This window comes from Segatella oulorum F0390, assembly GCF_000224615.1.
GTDB classification, from domain to species: domain Bacteria; phylum Bacteroidota; class Bacteroidia; order Bacteroidales; family Bacteroidaceae; genus Prevotella; species Prevotella oulorum.
In genome coordinates, this window is sequence record NZ_JH114215.1 from 90,092 (window position 1) to 109,433 (window position 19,342).

A 19,342-nucleotide genomic window follows, 5' to 3' on the forward strand; every position below is an offset into this window, starting at 1 on the left:
GGCCAAGTAAGAGATTTGCTGTTTGCTATAAGCCCGACCATAAACCGTCTCTATCACCTCACTAATCTGCTCGGTGGTAAGTCCCTTGGTATAAAGTTGATAAACCAAGGCAGCACGCTCTTCACATTCGCTACGAATAATCCCTAAAAGTACGGGATAGAAATTGCCGCTACGGCTACGTGGAATGCGCAAGACGAACGTATAGCCCTTACAATACCAACGACGAGGACGAAAGCCATTGCATTGCTCATTTTTATTCGCTTTGACGAATAATTCGCGCTCATGGGCCATCAAAGAATTCATAATCAACGATTGAAGCGTGACAAAACCTTCACTGCTACTTGTGTAATTCGAAATAATTTCCGAAATTTGTCCTTGTGTAAGTTCCATATTCTTGTTGTTTTTTATTACTTAATGCAAAGATAAGAATTATGTCGAGCTTACACACTTTTTTAGACACTACCCCATCGGCATCTTTCGTACTTCATCGATAGCAGGATTAACAATATCTATATCAGAGTCCTCAGTAAGAATTGCAGCAACAAAAAATGACTTCGAAATGTTCTGATTTTGAAAATTCAACCCTGTAGACTCCATATTCATTATGGTTTTATATCTTAGTGTCGCGTTAAAAACTTCTGTCGATGTTCGTTCATGAACGCATACATCTTCATGTGGGCAGCACAGCTTATAATTCTTCCGCAGTCTGAAAGCCCCATAATCATCTCACCCGTATCAATATACCATTTGTATAGGGCGTAAAGGTACTGGAAATCTGAATATGCCCTGCTTTGCATGTCATAGGTCGCACAGAATACGTGATGTTCATCACTTGCAGGATACAATTCCAAGTCAGGATCGGCACCAGCCCTAATTCTGTCAAGCACCCTCTTGAAATCAAACTTCACAGCTCCCATAAGCAACAGGTCGGAATTGCTGAACCCTGCCTCTCTGAAGTCTTCCGCTTCCGTCCCCATCACGTCGACAATAGATGCGTCCTCTTCTATAACATCAAACATGTCGGAAAACGCACGAAACGGAATAGATTTCCATTCGGGGATTTCCATTTCCTTTTCCCAAAAGTCAAGCATAGCCCTTGTTCGTTTCTTCATTTCTGATACGACGGACATATATTCAGGAGCATAACTGTCTGAACCAAATATTATCTCCTGACATTTCGCGATGGCATAAAAAATCGGAGGGATACCCTCTGGGCTAGGTTCTGCCATGGCACATGGGGGCAAGCCCTGTGTTTTAATTCGATTTCTCACATAGTCCACGTCGGTAAAAAACCAAGCTTTTGCCATTTTCAAGTCAAGTTCCTGATCATCCTTTTCATGGTAGTCCAGCTCTTCAGCATTCTGATCAAGGCTATATTTTCTTGCCCTGTCCCAAAATTCTTTGAATTGTCTATCGGTCAATGGTGACGTAAAGTATTGGCTGTTATCGAAACGTTCCCATTGTTGTGGTACAACCTTCATAAAGTCTTCGTATTTGACGACGATAGATTTGTCATCATGGGCAATCAAGGCAAAATAATCGGTGCGGGAAATCATGTCATAATAGTTTTGGCGATAATAGGTCAGTTTGTCATTCATTCCGGCATTCTCTTCATTCTTGTTGTCATCAGAAAAATTTATAACCATTGATGTGGTGGTACGCCTAATATCGCTTGGACGAGCATATTGGCTATAGCGGAATTTCCCTATTAGCTTTTCACTAATCTCGCGCCAGTCCGTATTGATGGTAATATTCAGTTTCTCAAGCAGGTTTTCACCAACGTAGAACATGCTAACCGGCCCCCTAAGCCCCACTTCGCACATTTGCTCAGGACTGGGGGCATTGACATGCTCTCCTAACACAAGCGTATTAATGCACATGGCGTCGTTCTTCATCTGTAATTCAATCCATTCCGAGTAGAGGAAGGCAGGCACATTATCCAAGCATTCATCATCATTATCTTCGCAATAAACGTTTCCGTCGGTCTGCTCTTGTATGATGGTAACTGTCTTTACAAAGAGTTCGTAGTCCTCTCTGCACGCCAAAGAGGTGATGCGCACCTCATAACCGCTATCCTCCAGGCTTAAATCAATAGGACGTGTAGATAGTCGATATTGATAGAATTCGCAGGTTTCTGGATTAATAAATTTAATGACCAGTCTATATCCTTTTGCAGCAAGTTGACTTACAACTTGTTCAAAGTTCAGTCTACGATTATTGGTTCTGATTCTTACATTTACGCTCATAATTATTGTTTTTAGAAGTTAGATATTTTTATGATAATGTATAAGTTGTCTGAGGAGAAATTCGCACGCATAGCAGTTGTCAAGCAGTCGATTATCGGAATGTTTTTGATAGCCAAAACTACAGGCCGTCTGCTGAACATCTATACTTAAAGGCTCACGATGGCCTCTATCCATTTCTTCATATACGTCAAACATTCTCACATCAAGTGGGATACCCGCAATATAGCCCATAGCCACTATTGACCCGATTGTAGCGAACATATTGTAACCTATCACTACAGCGTCCGCAAAAGCGGTTTCTAATTTTGTGGCCACATCCTTGGCAAGTGGAGCACTTTCCAACTTCCCATGCACAGAATGCAGTCTTTCAAGCCTGTAGGGTCTGACAAAGGTTGTGTATGTTTCTGTAATTCTCCCCGTTTTTCTATTGACTCTGATGTATGCAAGTTCAATTATTTGGTTTTCTGTGTAGTTTCCATCAATAGTCAAGACATCCACAAATACATAATAATTCTTTTTGACCAATTCTTTGAACTCATATTTATATGCCTTCAAAGACATCTCCTTACAAGGTAGACTTACATTTACAGTTTCCTGCAACTTCACGTCTTGTGTCTTTCTACCCAGCCCAAACATGATAAAGATCAGGATCAGGATAATCGATAGGATGACTGATAGGATTATTGTATTCATATCCTCACATGTATATTACGGTTGGTAATTCACTACTAAAGCCAAGTATTCAGGAAGCCTTGACATGAGAAATGATAGGCATGAAGATGGAAGACAAATCACATACATCTTTGGATTGTGGTGACTCACATCCATTATACCATTGTTATATAGTTCACTCTCAGCCCTCAGTATGCTCATAAGTACAGCATATTCACGCCCCTTGTCGGTACGGTCTTTGTCCTGCCAAGCAAAGAAATCCTTATTCTTATGCTTGGTAGTAGTCATATCTGTTTCATTCTTCATCTCAAACATAATGAAAATATATTCCATATCACTGTCCTTAAACCGCTGTTCTGATTGAAGGAGGACAGTAGTCTGCTCAATCTTTTGCTGCTTATAGAGTTCTGTAAGTCTTTTACTTACCCCTGCATCAAAGGCATCATTCTTAACTCGGTCAAGGAAAGGAGTATTATCAGCTTCATCAACGGTCAAGACGGCACCACACTCCGGACATTTAAGTTCACGCATATATCAATTTATTAAAATTACAATACAAAGGTAATGATTAAAAGTGCAGACATTCTATGTTCTTCAAAAATATTTTTAATCATCATACACTTTACTGAAAGCATCAGCATCTTCCTTCATCTCTTTGCGTAGAAAATCAGGTTTGATCACCTATCTTTGACAACCCAAAAACGTAACAAGAGCTTGTATTTCAGTCGCAAATAGTAAGTCAAATGTGCAGGAAGTGCTCTTCGAGCTTGTCTTGCGGGATGTCGGTCGTGGGATGATAGTGCAACGTCTCGTTCACGCAGGCGATGTGTTTGGCATAGTGCACAGTTTCGGCGATGTCGTGGCTTACCATCACGATGGCACATTGCCGATTGAGGTCGGCCAGCATCTGATACATCTGTTCTTGAAATCGCTTGTCGATATAGGTATTGGGCTCATCAAGAATCAGCACGTCGGGCTTTTCAACAATGGCACGTGCGAGCAACACGCGTTGCATTTGACCGCCGCTGAGCTGGCCTATGGGTCGTTGTTGCAAGTTCGCAAGCTCCATTTGTTGCAGGGTTTGCAAGGCTTGCTGCCGTTGTTGCGCGGTATAGCTCTTGAAAAGTGGTTGCTTGATGCCCGAAAGCACTACGTCGTTCACTACAATGGGAAAGTGCTTGTCGATGTTGGTGTATTGCGGCAGATAGCCCATGCGGATTTGTTCGACACGCTTTCCTTGTTTGAAATAGGCGATGGTGCCGCTCTGTGGTTTCATCATGCCCAAGATAAGCTTCATGAGTGTGGTCTTTCCACCGCCATTGGGACCGATGATACCTAAGTAATCGTCGTCGTAAATGGTGAGCGATACATTGCGGAGCACGGTCTTTTGTGCATAGGCGGCCGTGAGTTTTTGGATTTGGATGATGGGCTGACTCATTGCAGGGCTTGTGCGATGTGGCGCATTTCTTGCGGCCATTGGTAGGAAAGTGGGTTGATTTCAACGATTTTTGTGTGGGTGGATTCGGCCACGACGCGAATGTTTCGGTTGGCAAACTCCTTTTGCATGAAGAGCACGCGCGGCTTTCTTTGGCGTGCTGTTTCGATGAGTTGTTGCAGTTGCAGGGCACTGGGCTCGCGTCCTTCTTCTTCGATGGTGAGCTGTTGCAGGCCATATTCGTGGGCAAAATAGGAGAGTGAGGGGTGGTAGATGAGAAAGGCAGGGTGCTTGCCTTGCAGCGTTGCAGTGAGGGCTTGGTGGGTTTGCGCAATCGTCTGCTGCAAGCGTTGAAAGTTCTTTGCAAAATAGCTGCTGTCTTTAGGCGAGCACTGGGTGAGTGCTTGTAGCATGTTGCGCGCCATGATGTTGGCATTTCGGCAGCTCATCCACGTGTGGGGATCGCTGATGCCGTGGCCATGTGCTATCAGTTTGATGCCATTTGAGGTGTTGACAAACGTTGTTTGGGGAGCGTTTTGCTGCAATCGTTTTGCCCAGGTGCGTTCGAATCCAATTTCACCCACCATGAAAAACAGCCGGCTCTCGCTGAGCGCCATCATTTGTTGTGCGGTGGGTTCATAGGTTTCGGGATTGCTGTTTTGCGGCACCATTGTGGTCACCTGAAAGCGGTCGCCGGCGATTTCTTCGGCAAAATAGCGTAGCGGTTCAATCGAAACCATCAGCGTTTGTGTTGACTTGGCTGTGGGACTTGTGCAGGCAGTGAGCGAAACTGTTGACATGGCCAGCAGCACATAGCGCAGAAATTTTCCTGCAGTGATGCTGAGTGTCGATAGTAAAAGGTTGGCACGCATCAGTCCCAATGCGATGGTGATGGCACTTCCGATGAACGGTAGGAAGGCAAAAAAGCCCATCAGTGCGCCCCGTTCGCCCATAAATCGTTGTGCACGTTGCAACTTCTCGGGTTTCACGTGCAGGTATTTCTCAATCCAGTCCAACCGTCCTTGTCGGCCAATGGCATAATTAAAGAGGCCTCCAGCCACGTTACCCACGGTGCCATAGAGGATGAGTGGCCACGGATGTACACCTGCAGCCAGCAGTCCTAACATGACAGCTTCACTGCTAAAAGGCAGGAAACTGCCTGCTAAGAAGGCAGAAAAGAGCATGCCCCAAGCACCCCAGTCGATTAAAAAAGCGATGATGGAATCCATAAATTGTAAAGTGTGAGCAGGAAGAGTAAAATCGTAATGGCGAGAAATGCGATGTTGGTGAGCCAGGTGTGGGTTAGGCTTAGGAAGTGGGCGATGAGGATTGCTGTCGGAATCGTCATCAATCTTAATCCTAAAGACACGTATTCGGGCAGCGCGAAAATAAATGCAACGCAGGCTAATTGAAACACCATGAAGGCTCCATAGAGCATGCGTATTTTGATTTTGTCTAAATGGCTGTTGCGCAAAAAATGAATGATGCCGATAATATTTAAGAGTACGAGCGCGGCAAAGGTTACCCATTGATGTTCGTTGAAAGCGACAGTATGGAAGAAATCTTGGGGTTGTATGATGGCCGTGAGGTGCGAGAGGATTAGGAATGGTGTCCCTTGATAACAATAATAGCCCGAAAGAAGCCAATAAGGCAGCAGCAATCCCAAGAGCGAAGCAATGAAAGTGCGGAAACTAAAGGCTAGAATAAAGACGATGAGGATGAACCATAGGATGGGCATGAAGTATAAAATCTGCGGACGAAAGATGCTTGCGATGCCCATCATGCAGAATGCATAGAAGATGGTTCCGGCCTGTTGTCGGTCTTGATAGGCATTGAAAAGAATAAAGAAGAAAGCTGCAAAACACACGGGAATGAGGGTCTCGTCCAAGCCGAATGGTTCTTGCAGAAGCAACATCGAAAGCACTACATAGGCGATAGAGACCATACGGCTGTACACGCGTAGCAGCGCATAGCGGTTATTGAGTGCCAGCATGAGAATGGTTGTGGATGCAATGCTGAGCCCTTGCATCCACATTTGTGGCTGACTGTTCCACCTCAACGCCATGAGAAGGGCGCCATAAATGAGAATGGTGGGGAACAGTAGCCGACTGTTGACGATTTTCTCTTGTATTCTTTTCTTGGCCATTTACAAGTCTTTTCCAATGTCACTTCTGAAATATTTGCCTTCAAACGTTATCTTCTGTGCCGTTGCAAAGCTTTTCTGAAGTGCCTCGTTTTTATCTTTTCCATAGGAGGAAATGGCCAACACGCGCCCGCCATGGGTCACAATCTCGTTTTTTTGCTTGGCGGTTCCGCTGTGGAAAATGACACTTTCGCCAGCATGTTCGAGTCCGTGTATGGGAAATCCTTTTTGATAATGCCCCGGATAGCCGCCGCTTACAAGCATTACACAAACAGCCGCACGCTCGTCAATGGTGAGTGAGCGCGTGCTTAAATTACCTTCAGCCACACCGTTAAACAAATCCACTAAGTCGCTTTTGATACGCAACATCACGCTTTCTGTCTCTGGATCGCCCATGCGGCAGTTATATTCTATGACCATCGGATTACCCATTACATTGATGAGCCCGAAGAATATAAATCCTTTGTAGTCGATATGTTCTTGCTGCAGGCCGGCAATCGTTGGGCGAATGATGCGCTCTTCTACTTTTTGCATCCATTCTTTTGTGGCAAAGGGAACAGGCGAGACACTGCCCATTCCACCGGTGTTCAACCCTGTGTCGTGTTCGCCAATGCGTTTGTAATCTTTTGCTTCGGGCAGGATTTTGTAGTCTTTTCTATCAGTGAGCACGAATACGCTGCATTCAATGCCGCTCAAAAACTCTTCAATCACCACGTGAGTGCTGGCGTTGCCAAACATGCCATCGAGCATTTCGCGCAGTTCCTTTTGCGCTTCTTCTAATGTGGGCAAGATTAAAACGCCTTTCCCTGCACACAAACCATCGGCTTTCAGTACATAAGGTGCTTGCAGCTCGGACAAGAATTGCAGGCCTTCTTCGAGATTGGCTTTGCTGATGGTTTTATATTTTGCGGTGGGAATGCTGTGGCGTTGCATGAAAGCTTTCGCGAAATCCTTGCTGCCCTCAAGCATTGCACCAGCTTTTGATGGCCCAATTACGGGAATGTTTTTTGTGCGTGCATCGGCTTTAAAGTCGTCATAGATGCCGTTAACTAAAGGATCTTCGGGGCCTACGACAACCATATTAATTTGATTGCCGACGCAAAAGGCTTTCAACTTTTCAAAGTCGTTGACGGAAATGGGTACGTTCTCTCCGCAATTTTTTGTGCCGGCATTGCCTGGTGCAATATAAAGTTTATCACATTGTGGGCTTTGAGCCATCTTCCAAGCTAAGGCATGCTCGCGGCCTCCTGCTCCTATTAATAACAACTTCATGATGGGGTTATTTTAAATAATCAAAGAAATATTGACTGATTCGCTCGTGGAGGTGCACGCTTTGGTGGCCTCTCATGTTGTGGGGCTCACCGGGATAGACGAAAAAGTCGGGTTGTGTGCCGTCTTGAATACAAGCTTTTAAGAACGAGAACGCATGTTGAGGTACCACGACAGGGTCGTTCAAGCCGATGATAATTTGCAGCTTTCCTTTTAAGTTCTTAGCCTTTGGTAACAAACTGCATTTAGCATAGCCTTCGGGATTGGTCTGTGGCGTGTCCATATAGCGTTCGCCATACATCACCTCATACCATTTCCAATCAATGACTGGACCGCCAGCTACGCCCACTTTAAATACATCGGGATAGGTGGTCATGAGGTTGATGGTCATAAATCCACCGAAGCTCCAGCCATGAATACCCATGCGGTTGGCATCAACATAAGGCAGAGATTTTAGGAATGCCACGCCCTGCATTTGGTCTTTCATCTCTTCTTCGCCTAATTGTCGGAACGTTACTTGCTCGAAAGCCTTTCCGCGATGTTCGCTTCCGCGGTTGTCTAAGATGAATAAAAGGTAGCCTTTTTCGGCCATATAGGTCTCCCAGCCACGGCTTCCATAGTGCCATCGTGCATCCACATTGTGGGCATGTGGACCTCCATAAACGTAAACGATGGTGGGATATTTCTTCTTGGGATCGAAGTTTAAGGGCTTCACCATGCGATAATACAAGTCGGTTACGCCATCTGCAGCCTTGATTTTCCCCAGCTCATAGGTGGGAACTGTGTAGCCTTGCCACGGATCATTAGCCGAAAAATAAGTTGTATGTTGGCGGATTTCTGTATTAACAATCGCTATCTTGCGTGGAGTTGTCGGCGTTTGATAGTTGTCGACCAAGTAAGTCCCACTTGGAGAGAGTACACCTGAATGCCAGCCAGCACCGTTTTCATCAATCAAAGTGCGTTTTCCTGTGTTGATGGCAACACTGAAAATATTCTTTTGTATGGGGCTTAGCTCGTTGCTTTCAATGATGATGGCTTTACGTTTGGCATCGAAGCCCAAAAGATTGAGCACCACCCATTGTCCCTTGGTGATTTGTTTCAATGCCTTTCCTGCAGTGTTATATAAATAAAGGTGTGTGTAACCATCTTTCTGACTCCACAGAATAAATTTATTTTTATCCCAAGGTAGGAAAGTAATGGGGTGTTGTGGTTCTACATATTTGCTGTCGGTTTCGCGATATACCTCTTGCAATTTCTGCCCCGTTGCAGCATCGTAGCAAATGAGTTGGCAATCGTTCTGGTCGCGGTTGAGTTCAAAGAGATAGATGTTTTCCCCATCGGGTGACCACGAAAGGTTGGTGAAATAGCGGTCGACAGGGTTAGCTGTGTGTAAATAAACCACCTTTTGTGTCTTCACGTCATACACCCCCACCGTCACTTGATGCGATGTTTCGCCAGCCATGGGATAGGGATCTGGGTCTAATGTCGCCATTCTGCTCTCTCCATCCTTGGGCTTCCAATCGAGTTCGGGAATGTCAACTTGCGGATAATCGGCCACCATGGATTGATCCATGCGATAGAAAGCCAATTTTGTTCCATCGCCATTCCAAAAGAGTCCGCCGTTGATACCAAACTCATTGCGATGTACCGACTGGCCATAAACGATGTTTTTGCTGCCATCTGTCGTGAATTGATGATCGTTTCCTTGTGCATCTAACACATGCAATTGATGGTCTTTCACATAGGCTAAGTTCCGTGAAATAGCAGAAAAGCTTTCGGCTTGCGCATGTTTTGCTTTTTCTAAATCACTTTGCCAAAGTATTTTTTTCGCTTTCCAATCAAACAAACGGCGATGCTTTCCGTCGTTTATCCACACGCATGTCTTGCCTTCTTCGGGAAATTGTAGGTTGTAAAGATGCCGAAGTTCTGCACCACTCCAAGCATTGAGGTCGTTTAAAGAAAAGAGTTTTGTCTCTTTTCCTGTGGCTTTATCGACCATAAAACAGTCTTCAACATCTAAGCGAACCAGCACATCGCCCCACCAAGTGGTGTAGCGATTTTGCGGAATCATGTGGTAATAATTCTTCCCACCGAAGTTTAAATCTTCTAAGGTGAGCGGCTTTAAATCCTGTGCTTGCAATGGTGTAAACATCGATAACAGGGTAAAAATAAAGGTAACAGCTTTTTTCATTTTACTCATCTTCTTGAAAATGATTGTCTCTTTCGTTGCTTCTGCCACGCCTTTGATCAATCTTCGTGCGTTTGCGATCGCGCTTTTCGTAGCGGTGGCCTAACAATTTATATTTTTGATTGTTTTGTTCTTGCACATCAGCATGGTCCTCACCTTTATGCGAACGGAAGGGCTTTCGCGCACCTTCACTGCGCACATCCCGTTTCGTATGTTTGAAATGCGAGTGGTGGTTGTCGGCCTGTTCGCCGTCATCGTCTAAGTGTTGTTTAAACTCTCGGTTCTTTTTAAAGCGATGTTTCTGAGCCATCTCACGCTTTTCGCGCTCGCTTTTCACTACACCTCCTTCAGCCCTGAAGGCTTTCATCTTCCCATCGAAGAGGGCATATTTGCGGAATTCGCATTCTAAGCTGCCGTTGTAGAGTGGGATTTTGATACTGGGTTTCAAACCGATTTGCTCGAAACATTCTTCGCGATAGCTCAAAATCCAGGCTTCGTTGCCGCCAAACTCATGCTTCAAACGTTCACCAATCATCTTGTAGGTACCTAAAAGGTCGGGTGTAGAGATGCGCTCACCATAGGGAGGGTTGGTCATGATAATGCTCTTTTCGGCGGGCTTTTTAAAGTCTTTGAAGTCTTGTTGTTCCACCGTTACCGTTTGACTGAGCCCTGCAGCTTTCACATTGAGCCGCGCTGTGTTCACGGCTTTCATGTCGACATCATAGCCATAGATGTGGTGGGCGAAGTCACGTTCTTGCGAATCATCGTTGTAGATGGTGTCGAAGAGCTCTTGATTGAAGTCGGGCCATTTCTCAAATGCAAACGCTTTGCGAAACACACCGGGATTGATGTTGCGTGCGATGAGGGCAGCTTCGATGAGCAATGTGCCCGAGCCGCACATGGGATCGATAAAATCAGTGTCGGCTTTCCAACTGCTCATCAAAATCATTCCAGCTGCCAATACCTCGTTCAGAGGCGCTTCAACGCTCTCTTGCCGATAGCCACGACGATGCAAACTCTCGCCACTGGAGTCTAAACTCAATGTGGCTTGGTCTTCGGCAATATGAATATTCAGCCGAATATCGGGATTGCTCACGCTGATATTAGGGCGGGTACCGGTGGCTTCACGAAACTGATCGACGATGGCATCTTTCACTTTGTAGGTGACAAAGCGCGAATTGCGAAACTCTTCTGAATAGACCACCGAGTCGACACTGAATGTTTTTCCTTGTTCAATATATTGGCTCCAGTCAATCTTCCTCACTTCGTCGTACATGTCTTCAGCCGAGTGGGCTTTGAAATGGGCGATAGGTTTCAAGATTCTGATGGCTGTTCTGAGTTGGAAGTTCGCCCGATACATCATCTCTTGATTACCTGTAAACGCCACCATGCGACGACCTATCTGTATGTTGTTGGCTCCTAATTGTGTGAGCTCTTGTGCCAAAACGTTCTCCAATCCCATAAAGGTTTTGGCAATGAGTTCAAATTCCTGTTCCATTGTTGTATTGAATGTCTAAACTATCCTTCTTAATTTTTTTGTATTTCTTCGTCTTCGGGCGCATGTCATCCTGCACCCATGTGTTGGCACCAATCACGCAATCGCTGCCAATAGTGATGCGACCCAGCACCGTTGCATTGGAATAAATCACCACATTGTCGCCAATGATGGGGTGACGCGGAATACCTTTTATGGGGTTCCCGGCTTTGTCTAAGGGGAAACTTCTCGCGCCTAATGTCACACCTTGATAAAGTTTCACGTTGTTGCCGATGATACATGTGGCACCAATCACAACGCCTGTGCCGTGGTCAATCGTGAAATATTCGCCAATCGTTGCGCCGGGATGAATGTCGATACCCGTTTCTGAGTGGGCTTGCTCGCTCATCATTCGCGGAATGAGCGGCACTTCTAACAAATATAATTCGTGTGCAAGGCGATAATTAATGAGTGCCTTGAGTGCCGGATAGCAGCAGATAATCTCCACCAAGCTCTCGGCCGCTGGATCGCCGTTGTAGGCCGCTTCAATGTCTTTTCCCAACATTTCGCGAATGGCGGGCAGGCGCATGATGAATTTTGTGGCAAGCGTTTCAACCTTTTTTTGGCGCGCCAATTTCACTTCAGCGTCAATCTGTTCCGAGCAATCAGCAATGCAGAGCGCAGCAAAAATCTGTTCTTCAAGCAGCTTTTGCAGCCGTTCCATGTTCACGCCAATATGATAGGAGATGGTCTTTGTATTGATGGTTGACTCGCCATAATAGCCGGGAAAGAGAATAGCACGCGCCAATGCAATCACTTCGTTGAGCGTTTCGCCCGAGGGGAGGGGATGGCTATCGCGATGTTGCAGGCACAAACCGTTGAGCGAGTCGCTTTGCGAAAGCGCTTTAACGGTCTCGGTCAGCGTCTGTGTGAAATAGTCTTTCTCCATTTGGTGTCTATCCTCAATATATATAATGTGGTGCAAAGTTAATAAAAAAACTAAGGAAGGCGCGGGCTATCCCAATATTTTTCAATCGAAAAGTGACGCAAAACGTATTCGGGCGCGCCCGAAGCCATTTTGCAACGATGTAATGGTGATTCGGCGTGTCCGAACACTTGCTGCAAGAATGTAAAGCCGCTTCGGGCGTGCCCGAACACGTTATGCACGATATAGTGGATGATTTGGCGTGCCCAAAGCTGTTTTGCAAGGGGCAATAGCTTATTCTGCCCACCGAATGGGAATATGCGCGATGTAAAAGTCCCTTGCAGACCCTCTGAATGGTCGTCTAATTTTGAAAACAACCCTTGCAGACCCTCCGAATGGTCATCGAATTAAAAAACAACCCTTACAGACCCTCTGAATGGTCATCTAATTTTGAAAACAACCCTTGCAGACCCTCTGAACGGTCGTTTAATTTTGAAAACGCCCTCGCAGACCCTCTGAATGGGCGACTAATTCTGAAAATACTCTCATGCAAAAGCGCATGGATTGCCTTGTAAAAGCGGCGCTGTTGGTCGGTAAAGTGGTGCAGATTGCGTGGCAAATGGCATGCTTTTCGGCGCAAGGGTACTGCGCATGGCGTTTGAAGGCGGGCGAAAATAGCGTGAAAAAGGGCGTACAATGCGTGGTGGAAAGCGGGATGAGCGCTCTAATGGAAAACAAAATATCACAAAAGGTTTTCGTGATGTATTGATTAATGTGTACCTTTGCATTGACAAAACAGTATTTCATTCCACGATATGAATTATGCAATTATTGCTGCGGGCGAAGGCTCGCGCTTGGCAAAAGAAGGTGTCCGGATGCCCAAACCCTTGGTGAACATTCATGGCGAACGGTTGATTGATCGGCTCATTCGCGTCTTTATGGCAAACGATGCCGAGCAGATTGCCGTCATTTGCAACAACCTGCGCCCCGAGGTTGAACAACATCTTGCTCGGCTTCGCCAACAGGGTTTGCACGGCATGACGTTGCCCCTGCACTATATCGTGCAGACCACGCCCAGCTCGATGCATAGCTTTTATGCTTTGAGCCAGACGATGCCGCGCGCACCTTTCGTGCTGACCACCGTCGACACAGTGTTTCGTGAGGATGAATTTCGCGACTATATCGATGTTTTTCGGCAGCAGTTGGTGGCAGGCTATGACGGTGTGATGGGCGTGACCGATTATGTTGACGACGAAAGCCCGCTCTATGTGGGAACGGATGCCGACATGAATGTGACGGGCTTTTTCGATGCAAACACTGCCCATTTTCAATATATCTCGGGGGGCATTTACGGTTTGACGGCCGATGCTTTTCAGACACTTCACGGCTGCATGCTGCGTGGAGAAAGCCGCATGCGCAACTTTCAACGTGCGTTGATTGCCGATGGAAAGCGGCTCAAAGCCCATGCCTTTTCAAAGGTGATGGACATCGACCATGCCTCGGACATAACCAAAGCTGAAGATTTTTTGAAATGAAAATTGTTGCCATAGCTCGTGATAAGCGCTTTTCGCCCCATTCGGTTGAAAAAGATCGTACCATTCTTCAGGCCGTTGTTGAGGGCTTGCAACAGCCCGTTGTGTGGACCGATGAGGCGCAGGTGCAAACAGAAGGTTTGCCCCCAGCCGACCTTTATCTCACGATGGCACGCGGCACTGCCGTGTTGCAACAGCTGGCCGAGGTCGAGAAGGCAGGCAAACGGGTGGTGAACGCGGCTGAGAGTGTGGCGCAGTGTGTGCGCAGTGTGTTGCGTCGCTCGTTGCAAGCCCATGCTATTCCGCTTGCGCCAACCGAGGGCAATGCAGGCTATTGGCTGAAACGCGGTGATGCTTCGGCGCAGGAGCAAGGCGATGTGGTGTTTTGTCAAGATAAGGAAGCCTTGGCCATGCAGCAGCAGCTTTTTGTGCAACGCGGCGTAACCGACTGGGTGGTCGAGGCCCATCTTCCGGGCGACCTGTTGAAATTCTATGGTGTGGCGGGAGGTTTTTTCCGATATTTCTATCCGTCAGACGATGGCATGTCGAAGTTTGGTAATGAGCAACACAACGGTTTGGCGCATCATTATGCCTTTGATGCGGCACAACTGCAAGCCATGGTCGAGCAGGTAGCTGCACTGACGGGTGTTGAGGTCTATGGCGGCGATGTGATCGTTGCGCCTTCGGGCGATTTCTTTTTGATTGATTTTAACGACTGGCCCAGCTTTTCGCGTTGTCGGGAAGTAGCAGCAAAAGCCATTGTTGCATGGGTGAAACATAAATATTTAAACGAAACGAAATGAGCGAATTTAAAACCTTGTTGCAGGCATCTTTCAAATCAAACGATACCGAAGAGTGGTTGGATGTGCATTTCACGCGTCCCATCGGCTTGGTGTTTGCACTGTTTTGGAACAAGTTGGGCGTTCACCCCAACGCCATTACCATCCTTTCCATCTTCTTGGGTGTGGGCGCAGGCTGCATGTTCTATTATGAGGATGTGGCGCATAATGTGATGGGTGTGGTGCTGTTGATGTTGGCAAATTTCTGCGATTCAACCGATGGTCAGATGGCACGTCTCACGGGTAAGAAAACATTGATTGGGCGAATGCTTGACGGTTTCTCGGGCGATGTGTGGTTTTTTGCCATTTATGTGGCTATCGCGTTGCGGTTGTATCACCAAAATCTGCCTTTCACGCATGAGCCATGGGGCTGGTTGGGCTGGGTGTTGTGTTGCGTAGCCGGCTTCTTGATGCATGCGCCGCAAAGCTCATTGGCTGATTATTATCGGCAGATTCATCTCTTCTTTTTGAAAGGAAAAGCAGGCAGCGAGTTGGATCATTCTGCACAGCAACAAGCAGTGTTGAAAGGTTTGCCGAAGAAAGGCGCCTTTTGGGCGCATGTGTTCTATCGCAATTATGCCAACTATTGCAAGAGCCAAGAGAAGCGCACGCCCGCTTTTCAGCAGTTTTTTCAAGCATGGCAGCAGAGCGATAAGCCCGAAGCCATTCGCAAAGCGTTTTTGCAAGGGTCGCGCCCACTGATGAAATATACCAACTTGCTGACGTTTAATCTGCGCGCCATCGTGTGCTATGTGGCTTGTTTGACCAACGAAGCATGGATTTATCCGCTGTTCGAAATCACCGTTATGCAAGGCATGTATGTCTATATGCACCGCCGCCACGAGCAGCTTTGCCGCGAATTGACAACCCAATTGGATGCTCCGCAGCAAAACAATGGCGTAACAAAGGAATAGGAGGATGACGAAGGGATATATTTTTGATTATGGGGGCACGCTCGATACCGCGGGACATCACTGGGGAAAGGTGTTGTGGCACGCCTATGAGCGGCAGCAATTACCCGTTACCGAGGCGCAGTTTCGCAAGGCTTATGTGCATGGTGAGCGCACATTGGGCAGCGTAGCGCTGATACGCCCCGACTTCACGTTTCGGCAAACGCTCTCGGTTAAATTGCAATTAGAACTCGACTTTCTGCGTGAGAAAGGCGATTGGCCTGTCGATGAGGCCACTTTTCAACAAGTCCACGCACAGCTGTTGAACGATGTTTATGCAGGCGTTCTGCGCACAACGGCGCATAGTCGTGACGTATTGACGCAACTCCATGCACACTATCCCATGGTGTTGGTGAGCAATTTCTATGGCAATGTGAACACCGTTTTGCGCGAGTTTCAGTTGGATCATCTCTTCAATGATGTGGTAGAGAGCGCCATGGTGGGCATTCGAAAGCCCGACCCGCGCATCTATAAGATGGGCGTTGACTGCTTAAACCTCTCGCCATCCGAAGTGGTAGTGGTGGGCGACAGCTTTTATAAAGATATTGAACCTGCGAAGAAAATCGGTTGTCAAGCGGTTTGGTTTAAGGGCGAAAGCTGGACCAATGAACAGTATGATGAGACCTTTCCCGACCGGGTGATTACCGATGTGGCGCAATTATTATAAACCAAGACACAACAAGTGTATGCACAGCAAGTTATTCAGGATATACATTCTCTTATTATTTCTATGGCTTTCGGCAGCAGCTCAAGCCCAAATCACAGGCGTAGTGACCGATGCACTGACGGGCGATACGATTGCTTATCCCAGCGCTTTCTATAAAGGGCACCACATGGCCGTGAGCGGCGATGCACAAGGACGTTTCTCGATTGAGCATCATGAAGGATGGGTACTCACCATTAGTGCGGTGGGTTATCAGAGCAAAGAGTTCACCATGAAGGCAAATTCTCCCCTTACGATGGCCGTGAAGCTCAAGCCCGACACGCGCACGTTGAAAGAAGTGGTGGTGAGAACCAAGCGCAATCGTTATAGCCGCAAGGATAATCCGGCGGTGGAATTGATGAAACGGGTGATTGCTGCGAAGAAGAAAACAGATTTGTCCAATCATGATTTCTACCAATACAACAAGTATCAAAAGATTACGTTGGCGGTGAACGACATTCAAAAGGCCGACATCGACAGTGGCTTTTTTGCCAAAAAGCAGTGGCTCACCGACCAAATGGAGACGAGCCCCTATAATCATAAGCTCATTCTGCCAATCTCGGTAGACGAAACCGTCACGCAACATATTTATAGGAAGAACCCCAAAAGCGAAAAGGATATTGTGTTGGGGCAACAAAGCACGGGGCTCAATCAGTTGCTTGAAACGGGCGACATTCTCAACAACGTGTTGAAAGATGTGTTTACCGACGTCGATTTATACGACAATCAGGTGCGCCTGTTGCAGTTTCCTTTCACCAGCCCCATAGGCAAAGATGCCATCGCGTTTTATCGTTATTACATCGAAGACACGGTGTATGTGGACCACGACCTTTGCTATCATCTGCAATTCCTGCCCAATAATCAGCAGGATTTCGGCTTCCGTGGCGAACTTTATATTTTGGCCGACTCGACTTTGCATTTGAAGCGCGCCGAACTTTCCATTCCCAAACGCAGCGATGTGAACTTTGTCGAGAACCTCAACATCACGCAAGAATACACCCAGTTGCCCAATGGCGAATGGGCGTTGAGTGTGGATGACATGGTGGTGGAGCTGAAAGTAACCAACTTTATGTCGAAGGCTTTGGTGGTGCGCACCACGCGATTGAGCGACTATGCCTTTGACGAACTGCCTAAACAACTTTTTAAAGGGAAGGCGGCCACGCGGCGCGAAGCCAATGTCATGATGCGTGACGACAGCTTTTGGAATCAATATCGCACGGTGGAACTCACGAAGAGTGAGAGCGAAATGGATGCTTTCATTCGGCGCGTGCAGCAGCTGAAAGGCTTTAAATACATCATCTTTGGTGCCAAAGCGCTCATCGAAAACTTTGTCGAAACGGGCGACCTTAACCATCCAAGCAAGGTGGACATCGGCCCCGTGAACACCATATTTACCTCCAATTTCATCGATGGTTTCCGCACACGCATCAGCGCTCAAACCACGGCCAACCTCAATAAGCATTGGTTCTTTGCGGGGTATTACGCCCATGGTTGGCGCAGCCACAAGAACTATTACAATGCCGAAGTCACCTACTCTTTTAATAAGAAGGATTATCTGCCGCGCGAATTTCCCAAACGCACGCTCACCTTTAGCTCCACCTACGACATCATGTCGCCCTCCGACAAGTTCATGGGCACCGATAAAGACAATGTGTTCACGGCATTTAAATGGTCGAAAGTCGACAAGATGATGTTCTACAATCGACAGAAAATCACCTTCGAATGGGAGTCGGAATGGGGACTTCGCACTATCGTGGGGCTGAAAACCGAGGCCAACGAGGCCGCCGGTGCCTTGTATTTCCCTGTTGGGACGTTGCGCACCACCGAATGGAGCCTGAATTTTCAGTTAGCACCCGGTCGCACTTACGTCAACACCAAACAGCGTCGTTCCCCCATCAACATGGATGCCCCCGTGTTTTCGCTGGGGCATACCATGGGAGTGAAGTTCTTGGGCGGCGACTATCGTTACAACTTCACCGAGGCCGGCATCTACAAACGCTTTTGGATGAACTCGTGGGGCAAGATAGACGCCCGCGTGAAAGCCGGTGCACAATGGAACAAGGTGCCCTTTCCGCTGCTCATCATGCCCGCAGCCAACCTCAGCTACATCAGACAGGACGAAACGTTTAACATGATCAACAACATGGAGTTTCTCAACGACCGTTACGCCTCGTTGGATGTGGCTTGGGACTTGAACGGCAAAATTCTCAACCGCATTCCGCTGCTGAAAAAGCTCAAATGGCGCGAATATATTGGCGTGAAAACGCTGTGGGGCAAGCTCACCGACCGCAACAATCCCACGCTTTTGGCCAACGCCGCCGACCCCATGCTGTGGACTTTCCCCGTGGGCAGTTATGTGATGGATCCGAAACGCCCCTATGTGGAACTCATTGCCGGCGTGCACAACATTTTTAAAATTCTGCATGTGGAGTTTGTCCACCGTTGCAACTACACTCATTTGCCCACTGCCAAGCGCAATGGCGTGCGGTTTATGATACGCGTAACGTTCTGAATTTGGTCAAAATTCAATGCAATGTGACATAAAATGGGGCGAAAAGGTTTGCCACTTTCAATAAAAGTTTATACCTTTGCCGCCGATGTTCGTTTTCAAAGCAACAAGAATGAATAGAATAGCAACAAAATATAGTGTAAGTTTTAACATCTTTTATTTGGTAGAACCAAATAAAAGTGTAACACACACACACACACACACACACACACACATTCTAACAACGGTCTAAATCTCTGTACTAAGGCGATAGCGGTGCGCCCGGCGCGGGTGTCGGTTCGCCGTTTCAAGCATCTGCAAGGAGCTTTCAAAGCTCTTTGCAGATGCTTTTTCGTGTGTGTATTCGTCAACTGATAAAGCGTGAGACAAGATAAAAATATATTTGATTTAAAGCATTAAGAGTATGAAGAAAGAAGCTATTGATTTAACTGGTATTAGACGGCCGTATGTGATGCCG

General features: G+C 46.9%; 17 protein-coding genes. 6 read left to right on the forward strand and 11 right to left on the reverse strand.

The annotated features are described in order from the left end of the window. From HMPREF9431_RS00380 to epsC, 11 genes are all read right to left on the reverse strand, one after another. Positions 1–390, reverse strand: a 390-nt coding sequence (locus tag HMPREF9431_RS00380) for a transposase (RefSeq protein ID WP_004379047.1), incomplete at its 3' end; no start/stop codon positions are given. Between the two features lie 227 nt (positions 391–617). Continuing rightward, positions 618–2,246, reverse strand: coding sequence for a hypothetical protein (locus HMPREF9431_RS00385; RefSeq protein ID WP_004379049.1), 1,629 nt, complete (start codon positions 2,244–2,246; stop codon positions 618–620). Positions 2,247–2,264: 18 nt separating this feature from the next. Beyond that, positions 2,265–2,939 carry a hypothetical protein gene (locus HMPREF9431_RS00390; protein WP_004379050.1) on the reverse strand — a complete coding sequence of 225 codons (675 nt, stop codon included), beginning with the start codon at positions 2,937–2,939 and terminating at the stop codon, positions 2,265–2,267. Positions 2,940–2,954: 15 nt separating this feature from the next. After that, entirely contained in the window at positions 2,955–3,449 is a 495-nt protein-coding gene (locus tag HMPREF9431_RS13655; RefSeq protein WP_004379051.1) for a DUF2130 domain-containing protein, read from the reverse strand. A 208-nt stretch (positions 3,450–3,657) separates the two neighbouring features. Then, on the reverse strand, positions 3,658–4,356 hold the full coding sequence (locus tag HMPREF9431_RS00400; protein ID WP_004379052.1) for a metal ABC transporter ATP-binding protein: 699 nt from the start codon (positions 4,354–4,356) through the stop codon (positions 3,658–3,660). Then, on the reverse strand, positions 4,353–5,582 hold the full coding sequence (locus tag HMPREF9431_RS00405) for a metal ABC transporter solute-binding protein, Zn/Mn family (protein ID WP_004379053.1): 1,230 nt from the start codon (positions 5,580–5,582) through the stop codon (positions 4,353–4,355). Before HMPREF9431_RS00405 ends, HMPREF9431_RS00400 begins: the two co-directional genes overlap by 4 nt. Then, positions 5,558–6,499 carry a hypothetical protein gene (locus tag HMPREF9431_RS00410; protein ID WP_004379054.1) on the reverse strand — a complete coding sequence of 314 codons (942 nt, stop codon included), beginning with the start codon at positions 6,497–6,499 and terminating at the stop codon, positions 5,558–5,560. Before HMPREF9431_RS00410 ends, HMPREF9431_RS00405 begins: the two co-directional genes overlap by 25 nt. Continuing rightward, the gene (purD, locus tag HMPREF9431_RS00415; RefSeq protein ID WP_004379055.1) at positions 6,500–7,768 is read right to left on the reverse strand and encodes a phosphoribosylamine--glycine ligase; all 1,269 of its coding nucleotides are present in this window, start codon (positions 7,766–7,768) and stop codon (positions 6,500–6,502) included. Positions 7,769–7,775: 7 nt separating this feature from the next. Then, on the reverse strand, positions 7,776–9,956 hold the full coding sequence (locus HMPREF9431_RS00420; RefSeq protein ID WP_004379056.1) for a S9 family peptidase: 2,181 nt from the start codon (positions 9,954–9,956) through the stop codon (positions 7,776–7,778). A 1-nt stretch (position 9,957) separates the two neighbouring features. Further along, the gene (locus HMPREF9431_RS00425; protein WP_004379057.1) at positions 9,958–11,451 is read right to left on the reverse strand and encodes a THUMP domain-containing class I SAM-dependent RNA methyltransferase; all 1,494 of its coding nucleotides are present in this window, start codon (positions 11,449–11,451) and stop codon (positions 9,958–9,960) included. Next, complete coding sequence (gene epsC, locus HMPREF9431_RS00430) at positions 11,435–12,376, reverse strand: serine O-acetyltransferase EpsC (RefSeq protein ID WP_004379058.1); 942 nt, start codon at positions 12,374–12,376, stop codon at positions 11,435–11,437. Before epsC ends, HMPREF9431_RS00425 begins: the two co-directional genes overlap by 17 nt. 523 nt (positions 12,377–12,899) lie before the next feature. Between epsC and HMPREF9431_RS00440 the strand changes: the two genes are divergently transcribed. From HMPREF9431_RS00440 to HMPREF9431_RS00465, 6 genes are read left to right on the forward strand one after another with little or no spacing between them, the layout of a single operon-like run. Next, complete coding sequence (locus tag HMPREF9431_RS00440) at positions 12,900–13,121, forward strand: hypothetical protein (protein WP_004379059.1); 222 nt, start codon at positions 12,900–12,902, stop codon at positions 13,119–13,121. 46 nt (positions 13,122–13,167) lie between these two features. Next, positions 13,168–13,887, forward strand: a complete 720-nt coding sequence (locus HMPREF9431_RS00445) for a sugar phosphate nucleotidyltransferase (RefSeq protein WP_004379060.1) — start codon at positions 13,168–13,170, stop codon at positions 13,885–13,887. Next, positions 13,884–14,687, forward strand: coding sequence for a hypothetical protein (locus tag HMPREF9431_RS00450; protein WP_004379061.1), 804 nt, complete (start codon positions 13,884–13,886; stop codon positions 14,685–14,687). The genes HMPREF9431_RS00445 and HMPREF9431_RS00450 overlap by 4 nt, the downstream gene beginning before the upstream one ends. Further along, entirely contained in the window at positions 14,684–15,637 is a 954-nt protein-coding gene (locus HMPREF9431_RS00455) for a CDP-alcohol phosphatidyltransferase family protein (RefSeq protein WP_004379062.1), read from the forward strand. Before HMPREF9431_RS00450 ends, HMPREF9431_RS00455 begins: the two co-directional genes overlap by 4 nt. 4 nt (positions 15,638–15,641) lie before the next feature. Further along, positions 15,642–16,340: an HAD family hydrolase gene (locus HMPREF9431_RS00460; protein WP_004379063.1), complete on the forward strand. Its 699-nt coding sequence runs from the start codon at positions 15,642–15,644 to the stop codon at positions 16,338–16,340. Between the two features lie 19 nt (positions 16,341–16,359). Beyond that, the gene (locus tag HMPREF9431_RS00465; RefSeq protein ID WP_004379064.1) at positions 16,360–18,888 is read left to right on the forward strand and encodes a DUF5686 family protein; all 2,529 of its coding nucleotides are present in this window, start codon (positions 16,360–16,362) and stop codon (positions 18,886–18,888) included. Positions 18,889–19,342: the final 454 nt, after the last annotated feature.